The organism is Streptomyces sp. NPDC052016 (assembly GCF_044548445.1).
In the GTDB taxonomy this organism is placed as follows: domain Bacteria; phylum Actinomycetota; class Actinomycetes; order Streptomycetales; family Streptomycetaceae; genus Streptomyces.
In genome coordinates, this window is record NZ_JBIUBX010000040.1 from 11,702 (window position 1) to 31,091 (window position 19,390).

General features: G+C 71.5%; 12 protein-coding genes. 4 read left to right on the forward strand and 8 right to left on the reverse strand.

Annotation, left to right across the window (positions count from 1 at the left end):
• Positions 1–77 precede the first annotated feature (77 nt).
• Both ACIHAR_RS36770 and ACIHAR_RS36775 read left to right on the forward strand, forming a co-directional pair.
• Positions 78–431, forward strand: coding sequence for a CU044_2847 family protein (locus tag ACIHAR_RS36770; RefSeq protein WP_365468081.1), 354 nt, complete (start codon positions 78–80; stop codon positions 429–431).
• Positions 428–4,570, forward strand: coding sequence for a trypsin-like peptidase domain-containing protein (locus ACIHAR_RS36775; protein WP_400023566.1), 4,143 nt, complete (start codon positions 428–430; stop codon positions 4,568–4,570). The genes ACIHAR_RS36770 and ACIHAR_RS36775 overlap by 4 nt, the downstream gene beginning before the upstream one ends.
• A gap of 57 nt (positions 4,571–4,627) precedes the next feature.
• Here the strand turns inward: ACIHAR_RS36775 and ACIHAR_RS36780 are convergent, their stop codons facing one another.
• From ACIHAR_RS36780 to ACIHAR_RS36800, 5 genes are all read right to left on the reverse strand, one after another.
• Positions 4,628–6,052, reverse strand: coding sequence for a S28 family serine protease (locus tag ACIHAR_RS36780; RefSeq protein ID WP_365470572.1), 1,425 nt, complete (start codon positions 6,050–6,052; stop codon positions 4,628–4,630).
• Between the two features lie 98 nt (positions 6,053–6,150).
• Entirely contained in the window at positions 6,151–6,495 is a 345-nt protein-coding gene (locus ACIHAR_RS36785; protein ID WP_400023569.1) for a hypothetical protein, read from the reverse strand.
• 147 nt (positions 6,496–6,642) lie between these two features.
• Complete coding sequence (locus ACIHAR_RS36790) at positions 6,643–10,356, reverse strand: ABC transporter ATP-binding protein (RefSeq protein ID WP_365470566.1); 3,714 nt, start codon at positions 10,354–10,356, stop codon at positions 6,643–6,645.
• A gap of 87 nt (positions 10,357–10,443) precedes the next feature.
• Positions 10,444–11,469, reverse strand: coding sequence for an esterase-like activity of phytase family protein (locus ACIHAR_RS36795; protein ID WP_400023571.1), 1,026 nt, complete (start codon positions 11,467–11,469; stop codon positions 10,444–10,446).
• Between the two features lie 74 nt (positions 11,470–11,543).
• Positions 11,544–12,395, reverse strand: coding sequence for a serine hydrolase (locus tag ACIHAR_RS36800; protein WP_365470560.1), 852 nt, complete (start codon positions 12,393–12,395; stop codon positions 11,544–11,546).
• Between the two features lie 157 nt (positions 12,396–12,552).
• Between ACIHAR_RS36800 and ACIHAR_RS36805 the strand changes: the two genes are divergently transcribed.
• Both ACIHAR_RS36805 and ACIHAR_RS36810 read left to right on the forward strand, forming a co-directional pair.
• Positions 12,553–14,889, forward strand: a complete 2,337-nt coding sequence (locus tag ACIHAR_RS36805) for a glycosyltransferase family 39 protein (protein WP_400023573.1) — start codon at positions 12,553–12,555, stop codon at positions 14,887–14,889.
• Positions 14,890–15,097: 208 nt separating this feature from the next.
• Positions 15,098–15,904, forward strand: coding sequence for an endonuclease I family protein (locus ACIHAR_RS36810; RefSeq protein ID WP_400023575.1), 807 nt, complete (start codon positions 15,098–15,100; stop codon positions 15,902–15,904).
• Positions 15,905–15,991: 87 nt separating this feature from the next.
• On the opposite strand, the gene ACIHAR_RS36815 is transcribed toward ACIHAR_RS36810, so the two are convergent.
• Genes ACIHAR_RS36815 through speB form a run of 3 tightly spaced genes read right to left on the reverse strand, consistent with a single transcriptional unit; the run spans position 15,992 to position 19,372 of the window.
• Complete coding sequence (locus ACIHAR_RS36815; protein WP_400023577.1) at positions 15,992–16,651, reverse strand: DinB family protein; 660 nt, start codon at positions 16,649–16,651, stop codon at positions 15,992–15,994.
• Between the two features lie 58 nt (positions 16,652–16,709).
• Complete coding sequence (locus ACIHAR_RS36820) at positions 16,710–18,395, reverse strand: thiamine pyrophosphate-binding protein (RefSeq protein WP_400023580.1); 1,686 nt, start codon at positions 18,393–18,395, stop codon at positions 16,710–16,712.
• A complete protein-coding gene (gene speB / locus ACIHAR_RS36825) occupies positions 18,392–19,372 on the reverse strand; it encodes an agmatinase (RefSeq protein ID WP_365470547.1) in 981 nt (326 codons plus the stop codon). Before speB ends, ACIHAR_RS36820 begins: the two co-directional genes overlap by 4 nt.
• Between the last annotated feature and the right edge of the window lie 18 nt (positions 19,373–19,390).

Below are 19,390 nucleotides of genomic sequence, written 5' to 3' on the forward strand. Positions count from 1 at the left end.
CCCAGGATGCGGCATATGCCGAGGCCAGGAATGCTGACGGAGTCCCTGAGGAGCGCGCGAGCTACGGAGGAGACGTCGTGGCACCTCTGACTCGGATCCCGCTGGAGGGCGGGGGCAGCGTTCTGGTCGAGCAACCGGCGGCCCTGGGGGACGGGCCAGTGAAGGCCGGACGCATCGGTGACGCCATCCGTGACGTGCCGATGACCCTGCAAGAGGCCCTGGAGCCGGTCACGGAGGCGGCGCAGGCCGCGCTCGACCAGCTGCGCAAGGCCCGTCCCGACGAGATCACGGTCGAGTTCGGGGTGGACCTCGCGGTCGAGGCCGGGGCCGTGATCACCAAGAGCCAGGCCGGTTGCCACCTGCGGGTGACCGTGTCGTGGAAGAGCGAGGGCTCACCACAGGCCCGTGAAAGTACGGGCTGGTCGCCATGACCGGCACGGACAAGCAGCCTGGGGCCGGCATCGCTTCGGATCTGCTCTCCGCCGTGACCCGGATCCTCGGTCCGGACGGGGTGGTGGCCGGGACGGGGTTCCTGGTGGCCGAGGGGCTGGTCGTCACCTGCGCGCACGTCATCGAAGCGGCCGGAGGCGGGCCCGGGAGAGGCGTCCTGCTGTCCTTCCCCCATGTGGTGGGCGCGGACCGGGTGGAAGGACACGTCCCGGCCGAGCTGTGGCGTGCGGCCGAGTCAGAGGACGTGGCGTTCGTCCGACTCACCGACGGTATGCCGGCGGGCGCGAGCGTCCTGCCGCTGGGCTCCGCGGAAGGCTGCCACGGCCACCCCGTCCGCTCCTTCGGCTTCCCCGCCCAGGCCCCGCCGGAAGGACACTTCGGCTTCGGAGTGACCGGCGCTCTGCTGCCGGGCGCGGACGGCAGATGCACACACCTCCAGCTGACCGCCGCCAACGACCTCACCACCGGCTTCAGCGGCGGGCCCGTCCTCGACGAGACGACCGGCCTGGTCATCGGCATGCTTGCCGAGATCGCCGCGCCCGACGCGTACGAGAAGGGGCTGGGCATCGCCTACGTCACGCCGACGCAGGTGCTGCGGGAGATCCTTCCGGAGCTGGCCGAGCGGGAGGTGTGTCCGTACCGGGGCCTGGAGCCGTTCACGGCGGAGCACGCCCAGTGGTTCCACGGCCGGCAGGAGGCGGTACGGCAGGTGCTGGCCAACCTGGCCCAGCAACGGCGGCTGACGCTGCTGCTGGGACCGTCGGGGTCGGGCAAGTCGTCGTTGATCCAGGCGGGGGTGCTGCGCGAGCTGGCGGCCGGGCAGTTGCCGGGCAGTGATCGCTGGCTGCCGGTCCTCACTAGGCCGAGGCAGGACATGCTCGCTGAGATCGAGCGGGCGGGGTTGCCGGGGGCGAGCAGGGACGGGATTGTCGCGGCGGTCAACCAGAGGCTCGCGGCCGACCCGGGCTATCAGCGTGTCCTGCTGGTCATCGACCAGTTCGAGGAACTATTGATCCAGTCGACCAACGGCAGACTGCGGGACCTCCTGGCCGTCATCGACGAGGTCACGACGGCCGCCGACGCGTACACCAAGATCACCGTGATCCTGATCATGCGGGACGACTTCTACCCGCAACTGGCCGCCCTGGCTCCCAGGTTGCTGGAGGCGGCGATGCCAGGACTGCTGAACGTGCCGGGCACGCTGAGTCAGCAGGACCTGCACGACATCATCGTCCTGCCCGCCGAGGACGTGGGACTGCGCTTCCAGCCAGGACTACCGGAGCGGATCATCGGCGACGTCCTGGACATCACACCCGAGGCCGCCATCACCCGACAGGCGCCGGTCACCGCGCTGCCCCTGCTGGAGATGACGCTCAGCCAGTTGTGGCTCCGGCGGGAGGACGGTTACCTCACGCACGAGGCGTACCGGCGCATCGGAGAGGTCAGCGGGAGCGTGACCACGTGGTGCGAGGGCGCCTTGGAGGAGTTGTCCGCCGAGCAACGGCTCATCGCCCGGCGGGCGCTCACCTCCCTGGTGCACCCCGCAGACCCCAGCCACAACATCACGGCGGTGCGCACCCAGGTCCCCCTCGACGAACTGCGCGACCTGGCAGCCGACCCGAGCAACACCCCTGAAGACGAGAAGACGGCCGTCGACGCCGTCATCGCCACCCTCACCCGCCGTCGCATCATCACGACGCAGACCCTCCGCGCGCCGCAACTCCCGGGGGCTCCGCCCGGGGAACCGGTGGCCGAGCTGATCCACGAGGCGCTGATCCGGGACTGGGGGGCGTTGCGGAAGTGGGTCGACCAGGACCGTCGCTTCCAGGAATGGCTGGTGCGCACGAAAGAGCGGCACGGTCGCTGGGCCAGGGAGAAGGACCCGGGAGACCTGCTCGCCGGAACGGCACTCGCCGAGGCGCTGGAGTGGTCAGGGCGACGGCGGCTGCCGACGGACGTCGCGAGGTTCGTGACGGCGAGCAGGGAGCGCCAGCGGGCCATCAGCCGCCGGAGCAGGCGGATCAACATGTTCCTCGGCGGCGCGCTGGCCGTCGCGGTCATAGCCTTAGCGGGCGCGATCTGGCAGTCGAGGATAGCGAACGCCGAACAACAGAAGGCACTGTCCCGACAGCTTGCCGCCCAGGTCGACAAACTGGTCTCCACGAATCCGGAGCTCGCCTCGCTGCTGGCCGTGCAGGCTTATCGCAGCAGTGACACGTCCGAGGCATTTGACAGCCTGCGAAGCGTCGCAGCCTTGCCGTCGTACCGCCGCCTGTCCGAGCACCGCAGCGAGGTGCGAGCGGTGGCGTTCAACCCCGACCGTCGCACCCTCGCCTCCGGTGGCGGTGACAGAACCGTTCTTCTGTGGGATCTGGCCACCCGCAAGACCCGCACCACCCTCAAGGGCCACACCGACGCAGTGAACGCCCTGGCCTTCAGCCCGGACGGCCGGACACTCGCCACCGCCGGCGACGACAAAACCGTCCGTCTGTGGAACCCCGCAACCGGCAAACACCTCGCCACTCTCAAGGAGCCGGGTCAAGTGAGGTCGGTGGCGTTCAGCCCTGACAGTCGAACCCTCGCCACCGCCGGCGTCGACAAAACCGTCCATCTGTGGAACCTGACCACCCGCAAGATCCGCACGACCCTCCAAGGACACACCGACGCAGTGAACGCGGTGACCTTCAGCCCCGACAACCGAGCCCTCGCGACCGGTGGTGCCGACAAGACCGTCCGTCTGTGGGAGCCCTCTACTGGCAAACAACTCACCACACTCAAGGGCCACACGGAAGCGGTGACGTCGGTGGCCTTCAGCCCTGACAGTCGAACCCTCGCGACCGCCGACCTCTACTCCACTCGCCTCAGGAACGCCGTCACCGGACGAGTTCGCACCACACTGTACGAACCAGCGCCCCTACTGATTTTCAGCCCGGACGGCAAGACCTTCGCCACCGCTTACGACCGCTACGTACGACTGTGGGACGCAGCCTCCGGCGCACCTCGGACCACCCTCAGCGGACACGCCAACGCGGTTCTCTCACTTGCCTTCAGTCGGGACAGCCGTACCCTCGCCACCGCGAGCCGTGACAGGACAGTACGTCTCTGGGGCACGGCCACCGGCAAGGACCGCACCACACTCACGGGACACACCAACACGGTGTGGTCGGTGGCCTTCAGCCCCAACGGCCGCAGCCTCGCAACTGCGAGCGCCGACAAAACTGCCCGCCTGTGGGACCGGGCCACCGGCAAACCCAGCACCCGGCTCAGGGGCCATACCGACGAAGTGAACCGGGTGGTTTTCAGCCCCGACGGCGGCACCCTCGCCACCGGCAGCGACGACGGAACCGTTCGCCTGTGGGAAGCGGCCACCGGCAACCCGCGCACCACACTTCCCGGGCACGACAAGGCGGTGTATGCGCTGGCATTCCATCGTGACGGCCGCACGCTCGCGACCGCCGACGCCGACGGAACCGTCCACCTGTGGGACACGGAAACCAGGAAATCCCGGGCGCCACTCGCCGGACACGACGAGGCAGTCTGGTCGGTGGCCTTCAGCCGCGACGGCCGCACCCTCGCCACCGCCAGCGACGACTCCACCGCACGTATCTGGGACCTGGCCTCTGGCCGCACCCGCACCACACTCATCGGTCACAGCGACGTAGTGACGGCCGTGGACTTCAGTCCGGACAGCCGCACCGTTGCCACCGCCAGCTACGACGGAACCGTGCGCATCTGGGATGCCACCACCGGCGAAACGCGCACCTTTCTGATCAACGGCTACGGAGCAGTACAGACGGTGGCCTTCAGCCCCGACGGCCGCACCCTCGCCACCAGCGGCGACGACGGGGTGGTCCGCCTCTGGGACGCCGCTTCCGGCAAGGCCCGCGCCACACTCACCGGCACCGCCGGTGGCGTGCTCTCGCTGGCGTTCAGCCCTGACAGCCGCACTCTCGCCACCGCGGGCTACGAAGCCACAGTCCGGCTGTGGGACGTCGTCCCTCCCGATCCAGACGATGCGATCGAGCAGATCTGTCACAGAGTCAACCGCGATTTGACCGCTGAGGAACGCGCCGCCTACTTCCTCGACAGGTCGACCGACCCCGTATGTCCGAAGGAATGACCTGACGGCGGGTCATCCCAACCCGCCGCCAGTCACCTCAACGAACCTCAACCCCCGTCACGGCCGCAGCGCCGGCTCGCGCTCCACATCACGGACGTCCAGCTTCGCGTCGAACTTCGCCAGCGGCTTCGCCGCCGAGGCGTCCGCCCGGACGGCGGCCGGGGCGACGCCCGCCCACTCCAGGATCCGTGCCGTCGCCAGCGCCTTCTCGTCGGCGACCAGGCCGGCCACGTTGGCCCCGTGGTTCATGCCGGGCGCGGTGAACACGTACGAGTCCTTCGCGCCCTTGGCCAGGCGGAACGGTTCCGCGCCCCACGGGTCGTTCTCGCCGTAGACGAAGAGCATGTGGCGGGCGTTGTTCTTGACCCAGGTGTCCACGTCCCGCATGGCCCAGGGCTGGAACTTCATCGAGATGTCCCGGGGGACGAAGTTGCGCGGGGGCTGGTAGCCGTAGCGGATGTACTTCTTCTCGATGTGCGGGAAGTGGATCGTCGGGGCGCCCAGCTGGGTGCCCGCCTGGTAGTAGTACGGGGTGTAGGGCGACAGGCCCTGGTCGGTGTAGAAGGAGAAGCCGGAGATCGTGTCGATCGAGGTCCAGATCTCGTCGTCCGTCGCGGTCTTCGCGTCCGCCGGGATCGAGTCGCAGTCCGACAGCAGGCTGTACTGCCAGAAGCCCCAGACGTAGTCGAGGACGACGGCCTCGTAGGCGCGGTCCAGGCTGCCGATGGTGTCGAAGGTGAAGCCTTCGGCGGCCGCGTAGGCCTCGTACTTCTTCTCCAGCGGTTCGCGGCGCACCAGCGCCTCGCGCTGGACCGCGTTCAGGCGGTCGCGGCACTCCTTGGTGCCGACGTTCGCGAAGAAGCGGTCGTAGGCCGAGTCCTCCTTGTTGACGACGTCGTTGGGGGCCACGTAGGCCACCACGCCGTCCATGTCCTTCGGGTAGAAGCGCTCGTAGTAGGTGGCGGTCATGCCGCCCTTCGAGCCGCCCGTGGAGATCCAGTTCTCGGGGTAGAGCTTCTTCAGCGCCGTGAAGATGCGGTGCTGGTCGCTCGCGGCCTGCCAGATGTCCAGCTTGGACCAGTCGGCGGGGTCGGGGCGGGACGGGGTGAAGAAGCGGTACTCCATGGAGACCTGGTTGCCGTCCACGATCTGGGTGGGTTCGCGGCGGCTGGGGGTGGTGGAGACGTTGTAGCCGCCGGTGTAGAAGACCGTCGGGCGGCTGACGTCCTTGTGCAGCACGGTGATGCGCTGCTGGAACGTGCCCTTGGACGGGTGCCGGTGGTCGACCGGCTGGGTGTAGTTCAGGACGAAGTAGCGGTAGCCGGGGTACGGCTTCTCCTGGATCAGGCTCATGCCGGGGATCGCGAGAAGCCGGTCCTTGATGTCCGTGGCCTCCGGCTCCGCGGCGGTCGCCGCTCCGGCCGTGCTCAACGTGCCTATGAGCACGGTGAACGCCAGCAGCCATCTGAGCGCCTTGCGCATGCGCGTGCACCCTTCCCTGTGAGACAGATGTGCGCCGGAAGCTATCGGAGCAACACCCGTCACACCAGAGGGGGTTGGCGTACGGCGTCCTCAACCGGTCAGGACAGGAACCAGCCCGAGCTGCCCGAACCGCGGCCGACCGAGCCCTTGACCAGCACCGACCGGCGACCGACGTACACGTCGAGGGGCCCGATGCGGCGGGTTCGGCTGCCCGTCAGCTCGACCGGATGATGGCCGCGCGCCTGCACGCTGACCGACATCCGCTTCCTCGTGCCGGGGTACTTCTGCAGGGTGTAGGCGCAGATCCTGCCGTTGCTCTTGTAGACGTGCACCGCGCCGGTGGAGAACGCCACCGTCCTCACCTTCCGGCCCGGGCAGGGCGCGGAGGCGGCCTCGGCGCTGCCCGGTGTCACGAGCGCGAGCAGGACGGACGCGATCAGCACGGCCAGAACGGCCGTCGGCCCTCGGCGTATCGCCCCACTGTCCACAGTCCCGTCCCCTCCCGCTACCGCCGTCGCCGTACTGGCGTACGGACGCACGGCGTAGGGCGAACGGTTGCGCGGCCGTGTGGCGGGAGGGGGTCGTGCGGGTCAGCTCGCGGTGCCCACCGGCTCCCCGACGAAGGTCCGCCACAGCTCGGCGTACCGTCCGCCGCGCGCCAGCAGCTCCTCGTGGGTGCCGTCCTCGGCGATCCGGCCGTGGTCCATGACGACCACCCGGTCCGCGCGGGCCGCCGTCGTCAGGCGGTGTGCGACGACGAGTGTCGTACGGCGGCCCGCCAGGCGGTCGGTGGCCTGGTTGACCTGGGCCTCCGTGGCCAGGTCCAGGGCGGCCGTCGCCTCGTCGAGGAGCAGGATGTCGGGGTCGACCAGTTCCGCGCGGGCCAGTGCGATCAACTGGCGTTGCCCGGCGGAGAGGTTGCGGCCCCGCTCGGCGACCTCGTGGAGGTAGCCGCCGTCGAGCGTGGCGATCATCTCGTGCGCGCCGACCGCGCGGGCGGCCGCCTCGACCTCGGCGTCGGTGGCGTCGGGCCGGCCGTAGGCGATGGCGTCGCGGACGGTGCCGGGGAAGAGGTAGGCCTCCTGGGGGACGACACCGAGGCGGTGGCGGTACGAGGTGAGGTCGAGGGAGCGCAGGTCGGTGCCGTCGACCAGGACCCGGCCGGACGTCGGGTCGTAGAAGCGGGCCACCAGCTTCACCAGGGTCGACTTGCCCGCGCCGGTCTCGCCGACGAAGGCGACGGTCTGGCCGGCGGGGACGCGCAGCCGGATGCCGGTGAGGGCCTCCTCCGGTTCGTCGGAGGGGCCGTACGTGAAGTGCACGTCCTCGAAGGTGATCTCGCCGCGCAGGGAGCGGACTTCCAGGGGCTTCGCCGCGGACTTCGTGGACGTGGGCTCCCGCAGCAGCTCCTGGATGCGGCCCAGGGAGACCGTGGCCTGCTGGTAGCCGTCGAAGACCTGGGAGAGCTGCTGGACGGGGGCGAAGAACAGGTCGATGTAGAGCAGGTACGCCACCAGCGCGCCGGTCGTCAGGGTCGCCTCGTCGATCCGGCCCGCGCCCGCGATCAGCACGGCCGCCGCGGCCGCCGACGACAGGAACTGCACGAACGGGAAGTACACCGAGATCAGCCACTGGCCCCGGATACGGGCCCGGCGGTAGCTGTCGCTGCGCTCGGCGAACCGGCGCCCGCCGTCCCGCTCGCGCCGGAAGGCCTGCACGATCCGCAGCCCGGCCACCGACTCCTGGAGATCGGCGTTGACCCCCGACACCCGCTCGCGGGCGAGCTCGTACGCCTTCACGCTGGCCCGGCGGAAGAAGAACGTGGCGACGATGAGCGGGGGCAGGGTCGCGAAGACGACGAGGGCGAGCTCGACGTCGAGCACCAGCAGGGCGACCATGATGCCGAAGAAGGTGACGACCGAGACGAACGCGGTGACCAGACCGGTCTGCAGGAACGTCGACAGCGCGTCGACGTCCGTGGTCATCCGCGTCATGATCCGGCCGGTCAGCTCCCGCTCGTAGTAGTCGAGTCCGAGCCGCTGGAGCTGGGCGAAGATCTTCAGGCGCAGCGAGTACAGGACCCGTTCGCCGGTGCGGCCGGTCATCCGGATCTCGCCGGTCTGCGCGGCCCACTGCACCAGGACGAGGAGCAGGGCGAGGAGGGAGGCCGCCCAGACGGCGCCCAGCGCCGTGCGCGTGACGCCGTCGTCGATGCCGTGCCGGATCATCACCGGCAGCAGCAGGCCCATGCTCGCGTCGACGGCGACGAGGCCCAGGCTGACCAGGAGGGGCAGGCCGAAGCCGCGCAGGAGGCGGCGCAGGCCGTAGGACTCCTCGGGGGTGACCGCACGGGCCTCGTCGATGTCCGGGGTGTCGGTCGCGGGTGGGAGCGCGTCGACCTGGGCGAGGAGATCCGGGGTGGCCGGTGTCCCGGACAGGGCCGTGTCCTTCGGCTCGCGGTCGCCGGTCCACAGTCGGGGGGTCACCCCGATCTCGGCGTCGAACTCGGCGTCCAGCTCGTCCCGGACGGAGGTGTCCTCGCGGGGCCCGGCGGGCACCGTGTGGCCGGGCGAGACGCCGCCCAGCTCGTCGGGGTCGGTGAGCAGGCGCCGGTACAGCGCCGACCGCTTCTGGAGTTCCTCGTGGGTACCGAGGTCGGCGAGCCGGCCGCCGTCGAGGACGGCGATGCGGTCGGCGAGGTTGAGGGTGGAGCGGCGGTGGGCGATCAGGAGGGTGGTGCGGCCCTCCATGACGTGCCTGAGCGCCTCGTGGATCTCGTGCTCCACGCGGGCGTCCACCGCCGAGGTGGCGTCGTCGAGGACGAGGAGCCGGGGGTCGGTGAGGAGCGCGCGGGCGAGCGCGATGCGCTGGCGCTGGCCGCCGGAGAGGGTCAGGCCGTGCTCGCCGACCTTGGTGGCGTAGCCCTCGGGCAGCTCGGCGATGAAGCGGTCGGCCTGCGCGGCGCGGGCGGCGGCCTCGATCTCCTCGTCGGTGGCGTCCGGGCGGCCGTAGGCGATGTTGGCGCGGACCGTGTCCGAGAAGAGGAAGGAGTCCTCGGGGACGAGGCCGATCGCGGCCCGCAGGGAGTCGAGGGTGAGTTCGCGGACGTCGTGGCCGCCGATGAGGACGGCGCCGTGGGTGACGTCGTAGAAGCGGGGCAGCAGCAGGGAGACCGTGGACTTGCCGGAGCCGGAGGCGCCGACGACGGCGAGGGTCTCGCCGGGACGGATCTCGAAGGAGAGTCCCTTGAGCACGGGACGCTCGTCGTCGTAGCCGAAGGAGACGTCGTCGAACTCGACGGTCGCGGGGGCGTCGGCCGGCAGTTCCTTGGTGCCGCCCGTCAGGGTCGGCTCGGTGTCGATGAGCTCCAGGACGCGTTCGGTGCCCGCGCGGGCCTGCTGGGCGACCGTGAGGACCACGGCGAGCATGCGGACCGGGCCGACGAGCTGTGCGAGGTAGGCGGAGAAGGCGACGAAGGTGCCGAGGGTGATGTGCCCGCGGACGGCGAGCCAGCCGCCGAGGGCGAGCATCGCCACCTGGCCCAGGGCGGGGACGGCCTGGAGGGCCGGGGTGTACCGGGAGTTCAGCCGGATCGTGCGCAGGCGGCCCGCGAAGAGCCGGCGGCCGACCTCGCGCAGCTTCCCGGTCTCCTGCTCCTCCTGCCCGAAGCCCTTCACCACCCGGACCCCGCTGACCGCGCCGTCCACGACGCCCGCGACCGCGGCGGCCTGGGCCTGGGCGTACCAGGTGGCCGGGTGCAGCTTGGTGCGGCTGCGCCGGGCGATCCACCACAGGGCGGGGGCCACGGCGAGCGCGACGAGGGTCAGCGGCGGGGACAGCCACGCCATGATCACCAGGGAGATCAGGAAGAGCAGGACGTTCCCGATGGTCATCGGGAGCATGAAGAGCAGGCCCTGGATGAGCTGGAGGTCACTGGTGGCGCGGCCGACGACCTGGCCGGTGGACAGCTCGTCCTGGCGGCGGCCGTCGAGCCGGGTGATCGTCTCGTACATCTCGGTCCGCAGGTCGTGCTGGACGTCGAGGGCGAGACGGCCGCCGTAGTAGCGGCGGACGTAGGTGAGGGCGTAGACGACGAGGGCCGCGCCGATCAGGGCGCCCGCCCAGGGGGCCATGGCGCGGCTGTGGTCGCCGATCACGTCGTCGATGATCACCTTGGTGATCAGCGGGACCAGCGCCATCACGGCCATGCCGGCCAGGGCGGACCCGAGCGCCAGGACGACGTCCCCCGGGTGCCGCCAGGCGTAGTCCCACAGTCGCCGTGCCCATCCCCGTTGCGGTGCCACGCGGTGCCCTCCGATCGTCCTGATCTACCGGAAGGCACCAACGCGGACAGAAGCGGATTTCATCCCTCCGCAACATTCGGTGAACGGTCAGACACGGACACGCAGGTCGTAGAACCGCGTCGTCTGCACCGCGTTCTGGTTGTCGTCGCTCACCAGCAGCACCCTCAGGCCGCCCTTGCCGCGGCCCGTGATCACCATTCCCTCGATGTTGTCGAGGAGGGGGTTGGGCTGGGGCTGCTCGGCGGTGGCGCCGAGGGACGGGCAGTCGGCGATGTCGGCGAGCAGGGTCTTCCCGATCAGGCGTACGCCGTCCTGGCCCGTCAGGTTCTCGACGCCGCTGGTGTCGGTGGCGCGCCGCGGGTCGGCCAGGTACAGGCGGACGGTGTTGCCCACGCCGGAGGTGAAGCCGCGCTCCAGGACGAGGAGGCGGCCGTCGGGGAGCGCCTGGACCTCCGGGACGCCGAGGCCGGCGTCGGCGCGGTACCCGTACTGGGCGGCGAGGCGGAAGGACGTGCCGGTGCGCTTCCACGTCTGGAAGCGCACGACGCCCGAGGAGTCGCCGGAGAGGGCGTACTCCATGGACGCGAGCAGGGTGCGGCCGCCCGGCAGCAGGGTCAGGCCCTCGAAGGTGCCGTTGGGGGCGGCGCGGCCGGCCGGCGCGACCCGCAGGGCGTCCGGGACGGGGAGGCGGCCGAGGATCGCCCCCGCGGCGCTGTACCGGCGTACGGACGGCTCGGTCTCGGAGGAGACGAGGTACGAGCCGTCGCGGTCGACGGCCAGGCCCTCGGAGTCGAGGGCCGCGCCCGTCTCGTCGGCGAGGGGGACGACCGACTCGGGCGCGAGGGTTCTCGCGTCCAGGCCGAAGAGCGCGGAGCGGTCGGAGAGGGCGGCGAGCGAGCCGTCCTCGTCCACCGCCAGCGCGGAGAGGTTGCCGACGAAGGTGTCCTGGTGGGTCGTCTTGTCGAGGGCGTCGGAGAAGCCGTGGACGGAGACGGTGGTCGAACAGGCGTGCGGGGCGCCCGAGGAGCGGGCGTTCGCGGGCCCGGCGGCGGAGAGGCAGGCGGCCGCCGCCAGGCCGGCGGTGAGGGTGGCGAGTACGGTTCGCAGGCGCATGGCGGTCACGGTAGGACGGGCGGGTGACGGCCGGTGGGACGCGCCGTTAAGGATCTCCGGATCCCTGGCCGGGCTCAGGAGGCAGCGAGGTCGCGGTGGATGACCTTGGCGACGCCCTGGATGGTCGTGATGCCGTAGTTCATGGTGCTGTTGCCGTGCGTCAGGACGGTTATCAGGTAGTCGTGGCCGCCGCCCTTGAAGGTGCCCACGCTGTGCACGCGCCAGCCGTGGGTGGCGCGCGACAGCCAGCCGTTCTTGACGTGCCAGGAGACACCCGCCGGCCTGCCGTACGGGGTGCCCCAGCGCTGGGACGACACGACCTGGCCCATCAGCTGGAGGACGTAGGCGCGCCTGCTGTCGGTGAGGACCGTGTTCCTGGCCGTGAGCAGCTTGAGCAGCTTCTGCTCGTCGGTCACGGTGATCTGGGTCAGCCCCCAGTAGCCGTTCGCGCCCGGCTTCGTCTGCGTCATCCCGGCGGCGGTGAGGAAGCTCTTGATCTTCGTCACGCCGAGCTGCTTCCACAGGGTGGAGGTGGAGGCGTTGTCCGACTTGGTGATCATGGCCGTGGCGAGGCTCTTCTCACGGGCCGTCAGGGCGCGGTTCTGCTTCTGCGCGTCCCGCAGCAGTGCGGCGAGGACGGTGACCTTGACGACGCTGGCCGAGTCGTAGGCGGCGGACGCGCGCAGGGTGCAGGTGGTGTTGGTGCTGCGGTCGTGGAGGCCGACGGCGATGGTGCCCTTGCGGTTGGCGAGGGCGGCCGTGATGTCCTTCTTCAGCTTGGCGGCGAGGCCGGCCTTGGCGGAGGTGCAGGCGACGGCGGGGGCGGCGGCCGCGGCGGGGGTGGCCGCCAGGCCGGTCACGAGGGCCCCGGCGCCGAGGGTCGCGGCGAGGAGTCTCCTCGTACGTCTGGGATTCCGGAGAGTCATGCCGTGTTGACACACGGGTTCGGGTGAAAGGTTGTACGGCGTCGACGGGCCCGTCGAGAAAGCCCGGGCAAGGCGTCACCCGGGCCTGGGCGTCTTCACAGGTGGCGGCCAGCTTCGGCACAGCGGCCACCCACACGGGCCGTACAGCATGCGCAGGGTGACATCTGCCACCGATCCCCTCCCCCACCCGAGCGAGTCCGCCGAGCCGGCCGCGGCGACGGCGCGCACCGCGCCCGCCGCGTCCCCCGACCGGCCGCCGCCGGCGACGACCCCGGGGGCGCCTCCGCCGGGCCGGGCCCCGCGCTGGTCGCTCCCCGCGCTGATCGCGATCATGGCCCTGGCGGCGGTGCTCTACTCCTGGAACCTCTCCGGCTCGAGCCTCAACAGCTTCTACAGCGCCGCCGTGCTGAGCGGCACACAGAGCTGGAAGGCCTGGTTCTTCGGCTCGCTCGACGCGGGCAACTTCCTGACCGTCGACAAGCCGCCCTTCGCCCTGATGGTGATGGGCCTGTCCTGCCGCGTGTTCGGCTTCGGCACGTGGCAGATGATGCTGCCGATGATCCTCGTCGCCCTCGCGACGATCTGGATCCTGCACTCCTCCGTGAAGCGGGTCTGGGGCCACGGCGCGGCGGCGGTCGCCGCGCTGGTGCTCGCGCTGACCCCTATCACGGTGGCCATCAACCGGGACAACAACCCCGACACGCTGCTGGTGTTCCTGATGGCGGCCGGCGCGGCGCTGGCCCTGCGGGCGGTGCACAACGGCAGGGTGCTGCCGCTGCTGGGCTCGGCGGCCTGCTTCGGCCTCGCCTTCAACACCAAGATGCTCCAGGGCTACATCGCGCTGCCCGCGGTCTTCGCGGTCTACCTCTACGCGGCGAAGCCCGCGTTGGTGAAGCGGATCGTCAACCTGCTGCTCGCGGCCGTGGTGCTGGCGGTCAGCAGCTTCTGGTGGGCGGCGGCGGTCTCGCTCGTGCCGGCCTCCGAGCGGCCCTACATCGGCGGTTCGACCGACGGCAGCGCCTGGAACCTCATCATGGGCTACAACGGCCTCGGCCGGATCCTCGGCGGCGAGGGCAACGGCGGAGGCGGCGGGGGCGGCTTCTCCGGGACCGCCGGCATCGGCCGGATGTTCAACGACGTCCTCGGCGGCCAGATCTCCTGGCTGCTGCCCTTCGCGGGCATCGCCCTGCTGGCAGGCCTGGTCCTGTGCGGCCGCCGCGCACCGCGCACCGACCTCACCCGCGCCGCGCTGCTGCTGTGGGGCGGCTGGACGGTCCTGCACTACCTGACCTTCAGCATGGCCGAGGGCACCATGCACCCCTACTACACGACCGCCCTCGCCCCCGGCATCGCCGCCCTGTGCGGAGGCGGAGGCGCGATGCTGCTGCGCGCGTTCCGCGCCGACCGGCGGTGGGCGTGGGGACTGCCCGCGGGCCTCGTGGTGACCGCGGTGTGGGCGATCGTGCTGCTGCGCCGGGCCTCCGGCTGGAACACCTGGCTGTGGCCGGCCGTCGGGCTCGTCATGGCGCTCGCCGTCGTGGGCCTGTTCGCCTCCCGACCCCACTCTCGGCTTCGCTCGAGCGGGGGGACCCCCATCGGCAACCGGGCGCGGCTGCTGGCCGCCTCCGTGGCGGCGGCGGTCGTCGCGGCGGTGGCGGGTCCGGCGGCGTACGCCTGGTCGGTGCCGTCCGGTTCGGGCGGCGGCATGGGCGGCACGAACCCGACGGCCGGGCCCACCACGGGGAACGGCGGCTTCGGGGGCGGTGGCGGCCGGGGCGGGTTCCCGGGCGGCGGCACCGGCGGCCCCGGCGGCACGCAGCAGGACGGCCAGGCCGGCGGCGGCTTCGCCGGCGGCGCCCAGCAGGGCGGCGGTACGGCGCCCGGCGGCGGCACCGGCGAGCTGCCGGGCGGGCAGGCGCCGGGCGGCACGGGTGAGTCGGGCGGTACGCCGCCCGGCGGCAGCGGCCAGGACGGCGGGACGGGCACGCAGGGCGGCGGCTCCGCTCCCGGCGCCGGCGGCGGTACGGGCATGGGCGGAGGCATGGGCGGCGCGAGCAGCGAGCTCATCGCGTACCTGAAGAAGCATCAGGACGGCGCCAAGTGGCTGCTGGCGGTGTCCGGTTCGCAGAGTGCCGCGCAGCTCATCCTCAGCAGCGGCGAGCCGGTCATCTCCATGTGGGGCTGGTCCGGCTCCGACAAGGCGATGACCCTGGCCAGGCTGAAGGAGCTGGTGAAGAACGGCGAACTGCACTACCTCCAGATCGGTGGCTCGGGGATGGGCGGCGGCCCCGGCGGCGGCTCCACCGTCAGCTCCGAGGTGACGGAGTGGGTGCAGAAGCACGGGACGGCGGTGAAGGAGAGCGACTACAGCTCGGCGTCGGCCTCGGACTCCTCCGGCTCCGACGCCGACGCCGACGCCGACGCGAACTCGTCGTCGCAGAGCGGCCGGTCCACGTCGACGATCTACCGGCTGGACCCGTCGGACGTCAGCTGACCCGGACGAGCCACACAGCCCGAAGCGGCCCCCGACCCCTCGGTCGGGGGCCGCTTCGGCGTCCGGGCGCGTCAACTCGCGTAGACAAGGGGTGATTTGCCGTTTCCCGTCACCCGATGGACACGCGCCATCCATTTACACGGCCTCATGTCCATGTCACTCTCCCGATTGCCGCCTTCAATCAACCCGCGTAGATCGGACACCCCACATGCTGGCGACGACACGCATACGCCGATGGAAGCCGGTGGCCCTCGCCACCGCCGCCGTCCTGGCCGGCCTCACCGCTCCTGCCCTGACCGCGACCCCCGCCGCGGCCACCACGACGGCCTACGACTCGACGTACTACAAGAACGCGGTCGGCAAGACGGGTACGAGCCTCAAGTCCGCCCTGCACACGATCATCACCCCCCAGACGAAGCTCTCGTACTCGGCCCTCTGGGAAGCGCTGAAGGTCACCGACCAGGACCCGAACAACAGCGGCAACGTGAAGCTGCTCTACAGCGGCATCTCGCGCAGCAAGTCGCTCAACGGCGGCAGCACCGGCAACTGGAACCGCGAGCACGTGTGGGCCCAGTCGCACGGCGACTTCGGCACCTCGGCGGGTCCCGGCACCGACCTGCACCACATCCGCCCCGAGGACGTGACCGTCAACTCCGTCCGCGGCAGCAAGGACTTCGACAACGGCGGCAGCAGCTTCACCAACTCCGGCGGCAGCCTCACCGACTCCAACTCCTTCGAGCCGCGCGACGCCGTCAAGGGCGACGTGGCCCGCATGATCCTCTACATGGCCGTCCGCTACGAGGGCGACGACGGCTGGCCGAACCTGGAGCCCAACGACCTCGTCACCAACGGCAGCGTCCCCTACCACGGCCGCCTGTCCGTCCTGAAGGCCTGGAACGACGAGGACCCGCCGGACGCCTTCGAGGAGCGCCGCAACCAGGTCATCTACGACACCTACCAGCACAACCGCAACCCGTTCATCGACCACCCCGAGTGGGTCGAGGCGATCTGGTAGCCACGACCGGCACGGCACAGCACGACGAAGGGCCCTCCCGGGTGTCCGAAAGGGCCCACGGCGATGGGCCCGGGTGCCCGCCGGCGCCTACCGGTCGCCGTCGGACCGGGGAGCGCCGTACCAGCGCCACCGTGTGAGGCGGGCGTGACCGGGGAGTTCGGCGCGGCCGGTGGCCCACAGCAGGGTGGGCCACCGCTCGGTGTCCGCCGGGGCATGGGGGAAGAGCCGGGCCAGGACCCGGTCGCACAGGCCGGCGTCCGGCGTCCAGTCGACCTCCAGGCCCGTGGCCACGTCGTGCACGTGCACCAGGGTCTCCACGACCCCCATGGCGGCGAAGCCCTCGGGGTCGGCCGCGCCGAAGACGTGGTGGGCACGGACCGTCGCCGGTGCCGTCCGCACGACGGCCGTCAGCAGTGCCCCGCTCGCCTCCAGCACCTGCAGCAGGCCCGCCGGTCCGGCGTCGCGGTCCGCGAAGACGACGTTCGCCGGGCCCTTGGGGGTCCTGCGGCTCCAGACGAAGGGAACCCCCCTGTCCAGCGGCGGCCTCGCCGGGCCGAGTTGGGCGGCGTAGGAGAACAGGTCGTCGGCGAGGTGCTCGACCGTCTCCCAGCAACTCCACTCGAGGGAGCCGGCCTTCGCGTCCCAGTCGGCCGCCTCCGCCTCCCGCAGAGCGCCCACCGCCCGGCGGACGGCGAACTCCACGTCGTCGGCGGTGACGGGGCCACGGGACACGGGTGCTGTGTACATGACGGGCACCGTATCAACGGGCACCGCGCGCACGGCTCCCCGTTTCCGGGGCGGAGCCTCACCCGAGATGCGTCGGCGCGAACATCCGCAGCACCGCCGGGAGCACGACGACCGTCGGCCCGGCCGACGCCAGCGCCTTCGCCAGGTCCGTCTCCAGCGTCTCCGGCGACGTCCGCACCCCCGGAACTCCGAACGACTCCGCGAGCGCCACGTAGTCCGGGCGGGTCAGTTCCGTCGCCGTCGCCTGGCCGAAGGCGTCCGTCATGTACTCGCGGAGGATGCCGTAGCCGCCGTCGTCGACGATGAGCCAGGTGACGTTCAGGTCGTACTGCCGGGCCGTGGCCAGTTCGGCGATGGAGTAGAGGGCTCCGCCGTCGCCGGAGACCGCCAGGACCGGGCGGGTCGGGTCGGCGGCCGCCGCGCCCAGGGCCGCGGGGAAGCCGTAGCCGAGGCCGCCGGCGCCCTGGGCCGAGTGCATCGTGTTGGGGCGGCGGGCGTCGAAGGCCGACCACGCCCAGTACGCCAGGATGGTCATGTCCCAGAAGGACGGCGAGTCCGCCGGGAGCGCCCTGCGGACCGAGGCCAGCAGCTCCTGTTCCAGGGTCAGTTCCTGGGAGGCGATGCGCTCGGAGACGCGCGCCAGGAGCGCTCGGACGCGGTTCGGGGCTTCCGCGTCCTCCCTGGGCCGCACCGTCTCCAGCAGCGCCTGCAGCGCGAGGCGGGCGTCCGCGTGGATGCCCAGGGCGGGGTGGTTGGACTCCAGCTTGCCGAGGTCGGCCTCGATCTGGACGACGCGGCCCCGCGGCTTGAACGTGTGGTAGTTGGAGGAGAGTTCGCCGAGGCCGGAGCCGACCACCAGCAGGACGTCCGCGTCCTCCAGGAAGTCCGTGGTGTGGCGGTCCTCCAGCCAGGACTGCAGGGACAGCGGGTGCTCCCAGGGGAAGGCGCCCTTGCCGCCGAAGGTGGTGACCACCGGGGCCTGGAGCAGCTCGGCCAGCTGACGCAGCTTCTTCGACGCGTCCGCGCGGACCACTCCCCCGCCCGCGATGATCGCCGGGCGGGCGGCCTTCGACAGCAGATCGGCCGCCACCGCCGTCAGTTCGGGGCGCGGGGGCAGGTCCTCCGGGACGGCGTCCGGCGCCGTCACCACCGGGATCGCCGTCGGCGCGAGCAGCACGTCCTGCGGGATCTCCACCCATACCGGGCCGTGCGGGGCCGTCAGCGCCGACTTCCAGGCCTCCGCCAGCGCGGAGGGGATCTGGGACTGGGTGCGGACGGTGTGGACGGACTTGACGACGCCCCTGAACGAGGCCGCCTGGTCCGGCAGTTCGTGCAGGTAGCCGTGGCGTCCGCCGCCCAGGCCCGCCGTGGGGACCTGGCTGCTGATCGCCAGGACGGGCGCGCTCGCGGCGGCGGCCTCCTGGAGCGCCGCCAGAGACGTGAGCGCCCCCGGCCCCGTCGACAGCAGCAGCGGCGCGGCCTCGCCCGTGACGCGGCCGTACGCGTCCGCCGCGAAGCCCGCGTTGTTCTCCACGCGCAGGCCGACGTACCGCAGGTCCGAGCGGCGCAGCGCGTCGAACATGCCGAGGGCGTGCTGGCCGGGCAGGCCGAAGACGGTCGTCGCGCCGAGCCCGGCCAGGGTCTCCACGACCAGATCACCGCCGTTGCGGCCGGGAGGAGGGTTCAGGGCGGCCTCCGTCTGCGCGGCGGTCGGACGGAGCACCAGGTCGTGGTCGTGGGTCACTTGCCCTCGTTCTCCTTACGCGCCTCGGCGATCTGACGCGACATGATCGTGGTCAGTTCGTACGCCGTGTGGGACGCCGCCACCGACGTGATCTCCGCGTGATCGTACGCGGGGGCCACCTCGACGACGTCCGCCGAGACGAGGTTGCAGGAGGCCAGGCCACGCAGGATCTCCAGCAGCTCGCGGGAGGTCATGCCGCCCGCCTCGGGGGTGCCGGTGCCGGGGGCATGGGCCGGGTCCAGGCAGTCGATGTCGATGGAGATGTACAGCGGGCGGTCGCCGATGCGCTGGCGGAGCTGGTCGGCGACCTCGTCGGCGCCCCGGCGGTAGATGTCCGCGGAGGTGACGATGCCGAAGCCCATCTTCTCGTCGTCGGTGAGGTCCTGCTTGCCGTACAGCGGGCCGCGGGTGCCGACGTGGGACAGCGCCTCGGTGTCGAGGATGCCCTCCTCCACGGCACGGCGGAACGGCGTCCCGTGCGTGTACTCGGCGCCGAAGTAGGTGTCCCAGGTGTCGAGGTGGGCGTCGAAGTGGAGCAGGGCGACGGGGCCGTGCTTCTTCGCGACCGAGCGCAGCAGCGGCAGCGCGATGGTGTGGTCGCCGCCCAGGGTCATCAGGCGGGCGCCGGTGCCGAGCAGGTCGTCGGCCGCGGCCTCGATCGTCTCCACGGCCTCGTTGATGTTGAACGGGTTGACCGCGATGTCGCCGCCGTCCGCGACCTGGGCGAGGGCGAAGGGAGAGGCGTCCTGGGCGGGGTTGTAGGGCCGCAGCAGCCGGGACGCCTCGCGGATCGCGTTGCCGCCGAAGCGGGCGCCCGGCCGGTACGAGACGCCCGAGTCGAACGGGACGCCCACGACGGCGACGTCGGCGCGGCCGACCTCGTCGAGGCGGGGCAGCCGGGCGAAGGTCGCGGGGCCGGCGTACCGCGGGATGCGGGAGGAGTCGACAGGGCCGCGGGGCGTCTCGTTGCTGCTCATGAACTGCCTTCTTTCCTA

What these genes read in the sequence shown, in the direction of transcription:
- ACIHAR_RS36775 (WP_400023566.1), top strand. Translation starts at nt 428, where the DNA reads ATGACCGGCACGGACAAGCAGCCTGGGGCCGGCATCGCTTCGGATCTG.
- speB (WP_365470547.1), bottom strand. Translation starts at nt 19,372, where the DNA reads ATGAGCAGCAACGAGACGCCCCGCGGCCCTGTCGACTCCTCCCGCATC.
- ACIHAR_RS36800 (WP_365470560.1), bottom strand. Translation starts at nt 12,395, where the DNA reads ATGACTCTCCGGAATCCCAGACGTACGAGGAGACTCCTCGCCGCGACC.
- ACIHAR_RS36795 (WP_400023571.1), bottom strand. Translation starts at nt 11,469, where the DNA reads ATGCGCCTGCGAACCGTACTCGCCACCCTCACCGCCGGCCTGGCGGCG.
- ACIHAR_RS36815 (WP_400023577.1), bottom strand. Translation starts at nt 16,651, where the DNA reads ATGTACACAGCACCCGTGTCCCGTGGCCCCGTCACCGCCGACGACGTG.
- ACIHAR_RS36810 (WP_400023575.1), top strand. Translation starts at nt 15,098, where the DNA reads ATGCTGGCGACGACACGCATACGCCGATGGAAGCCGGTGGCCCTCGCC.
- ACIHAR_RS36780 (WP_365470572.1), bottom strand. Translation starts at nt 6,052, where the DNA reads ATGCGCAAGGCGCTCAGATGGCTGCTGGCGTTCACCGTGCTCATAGGC.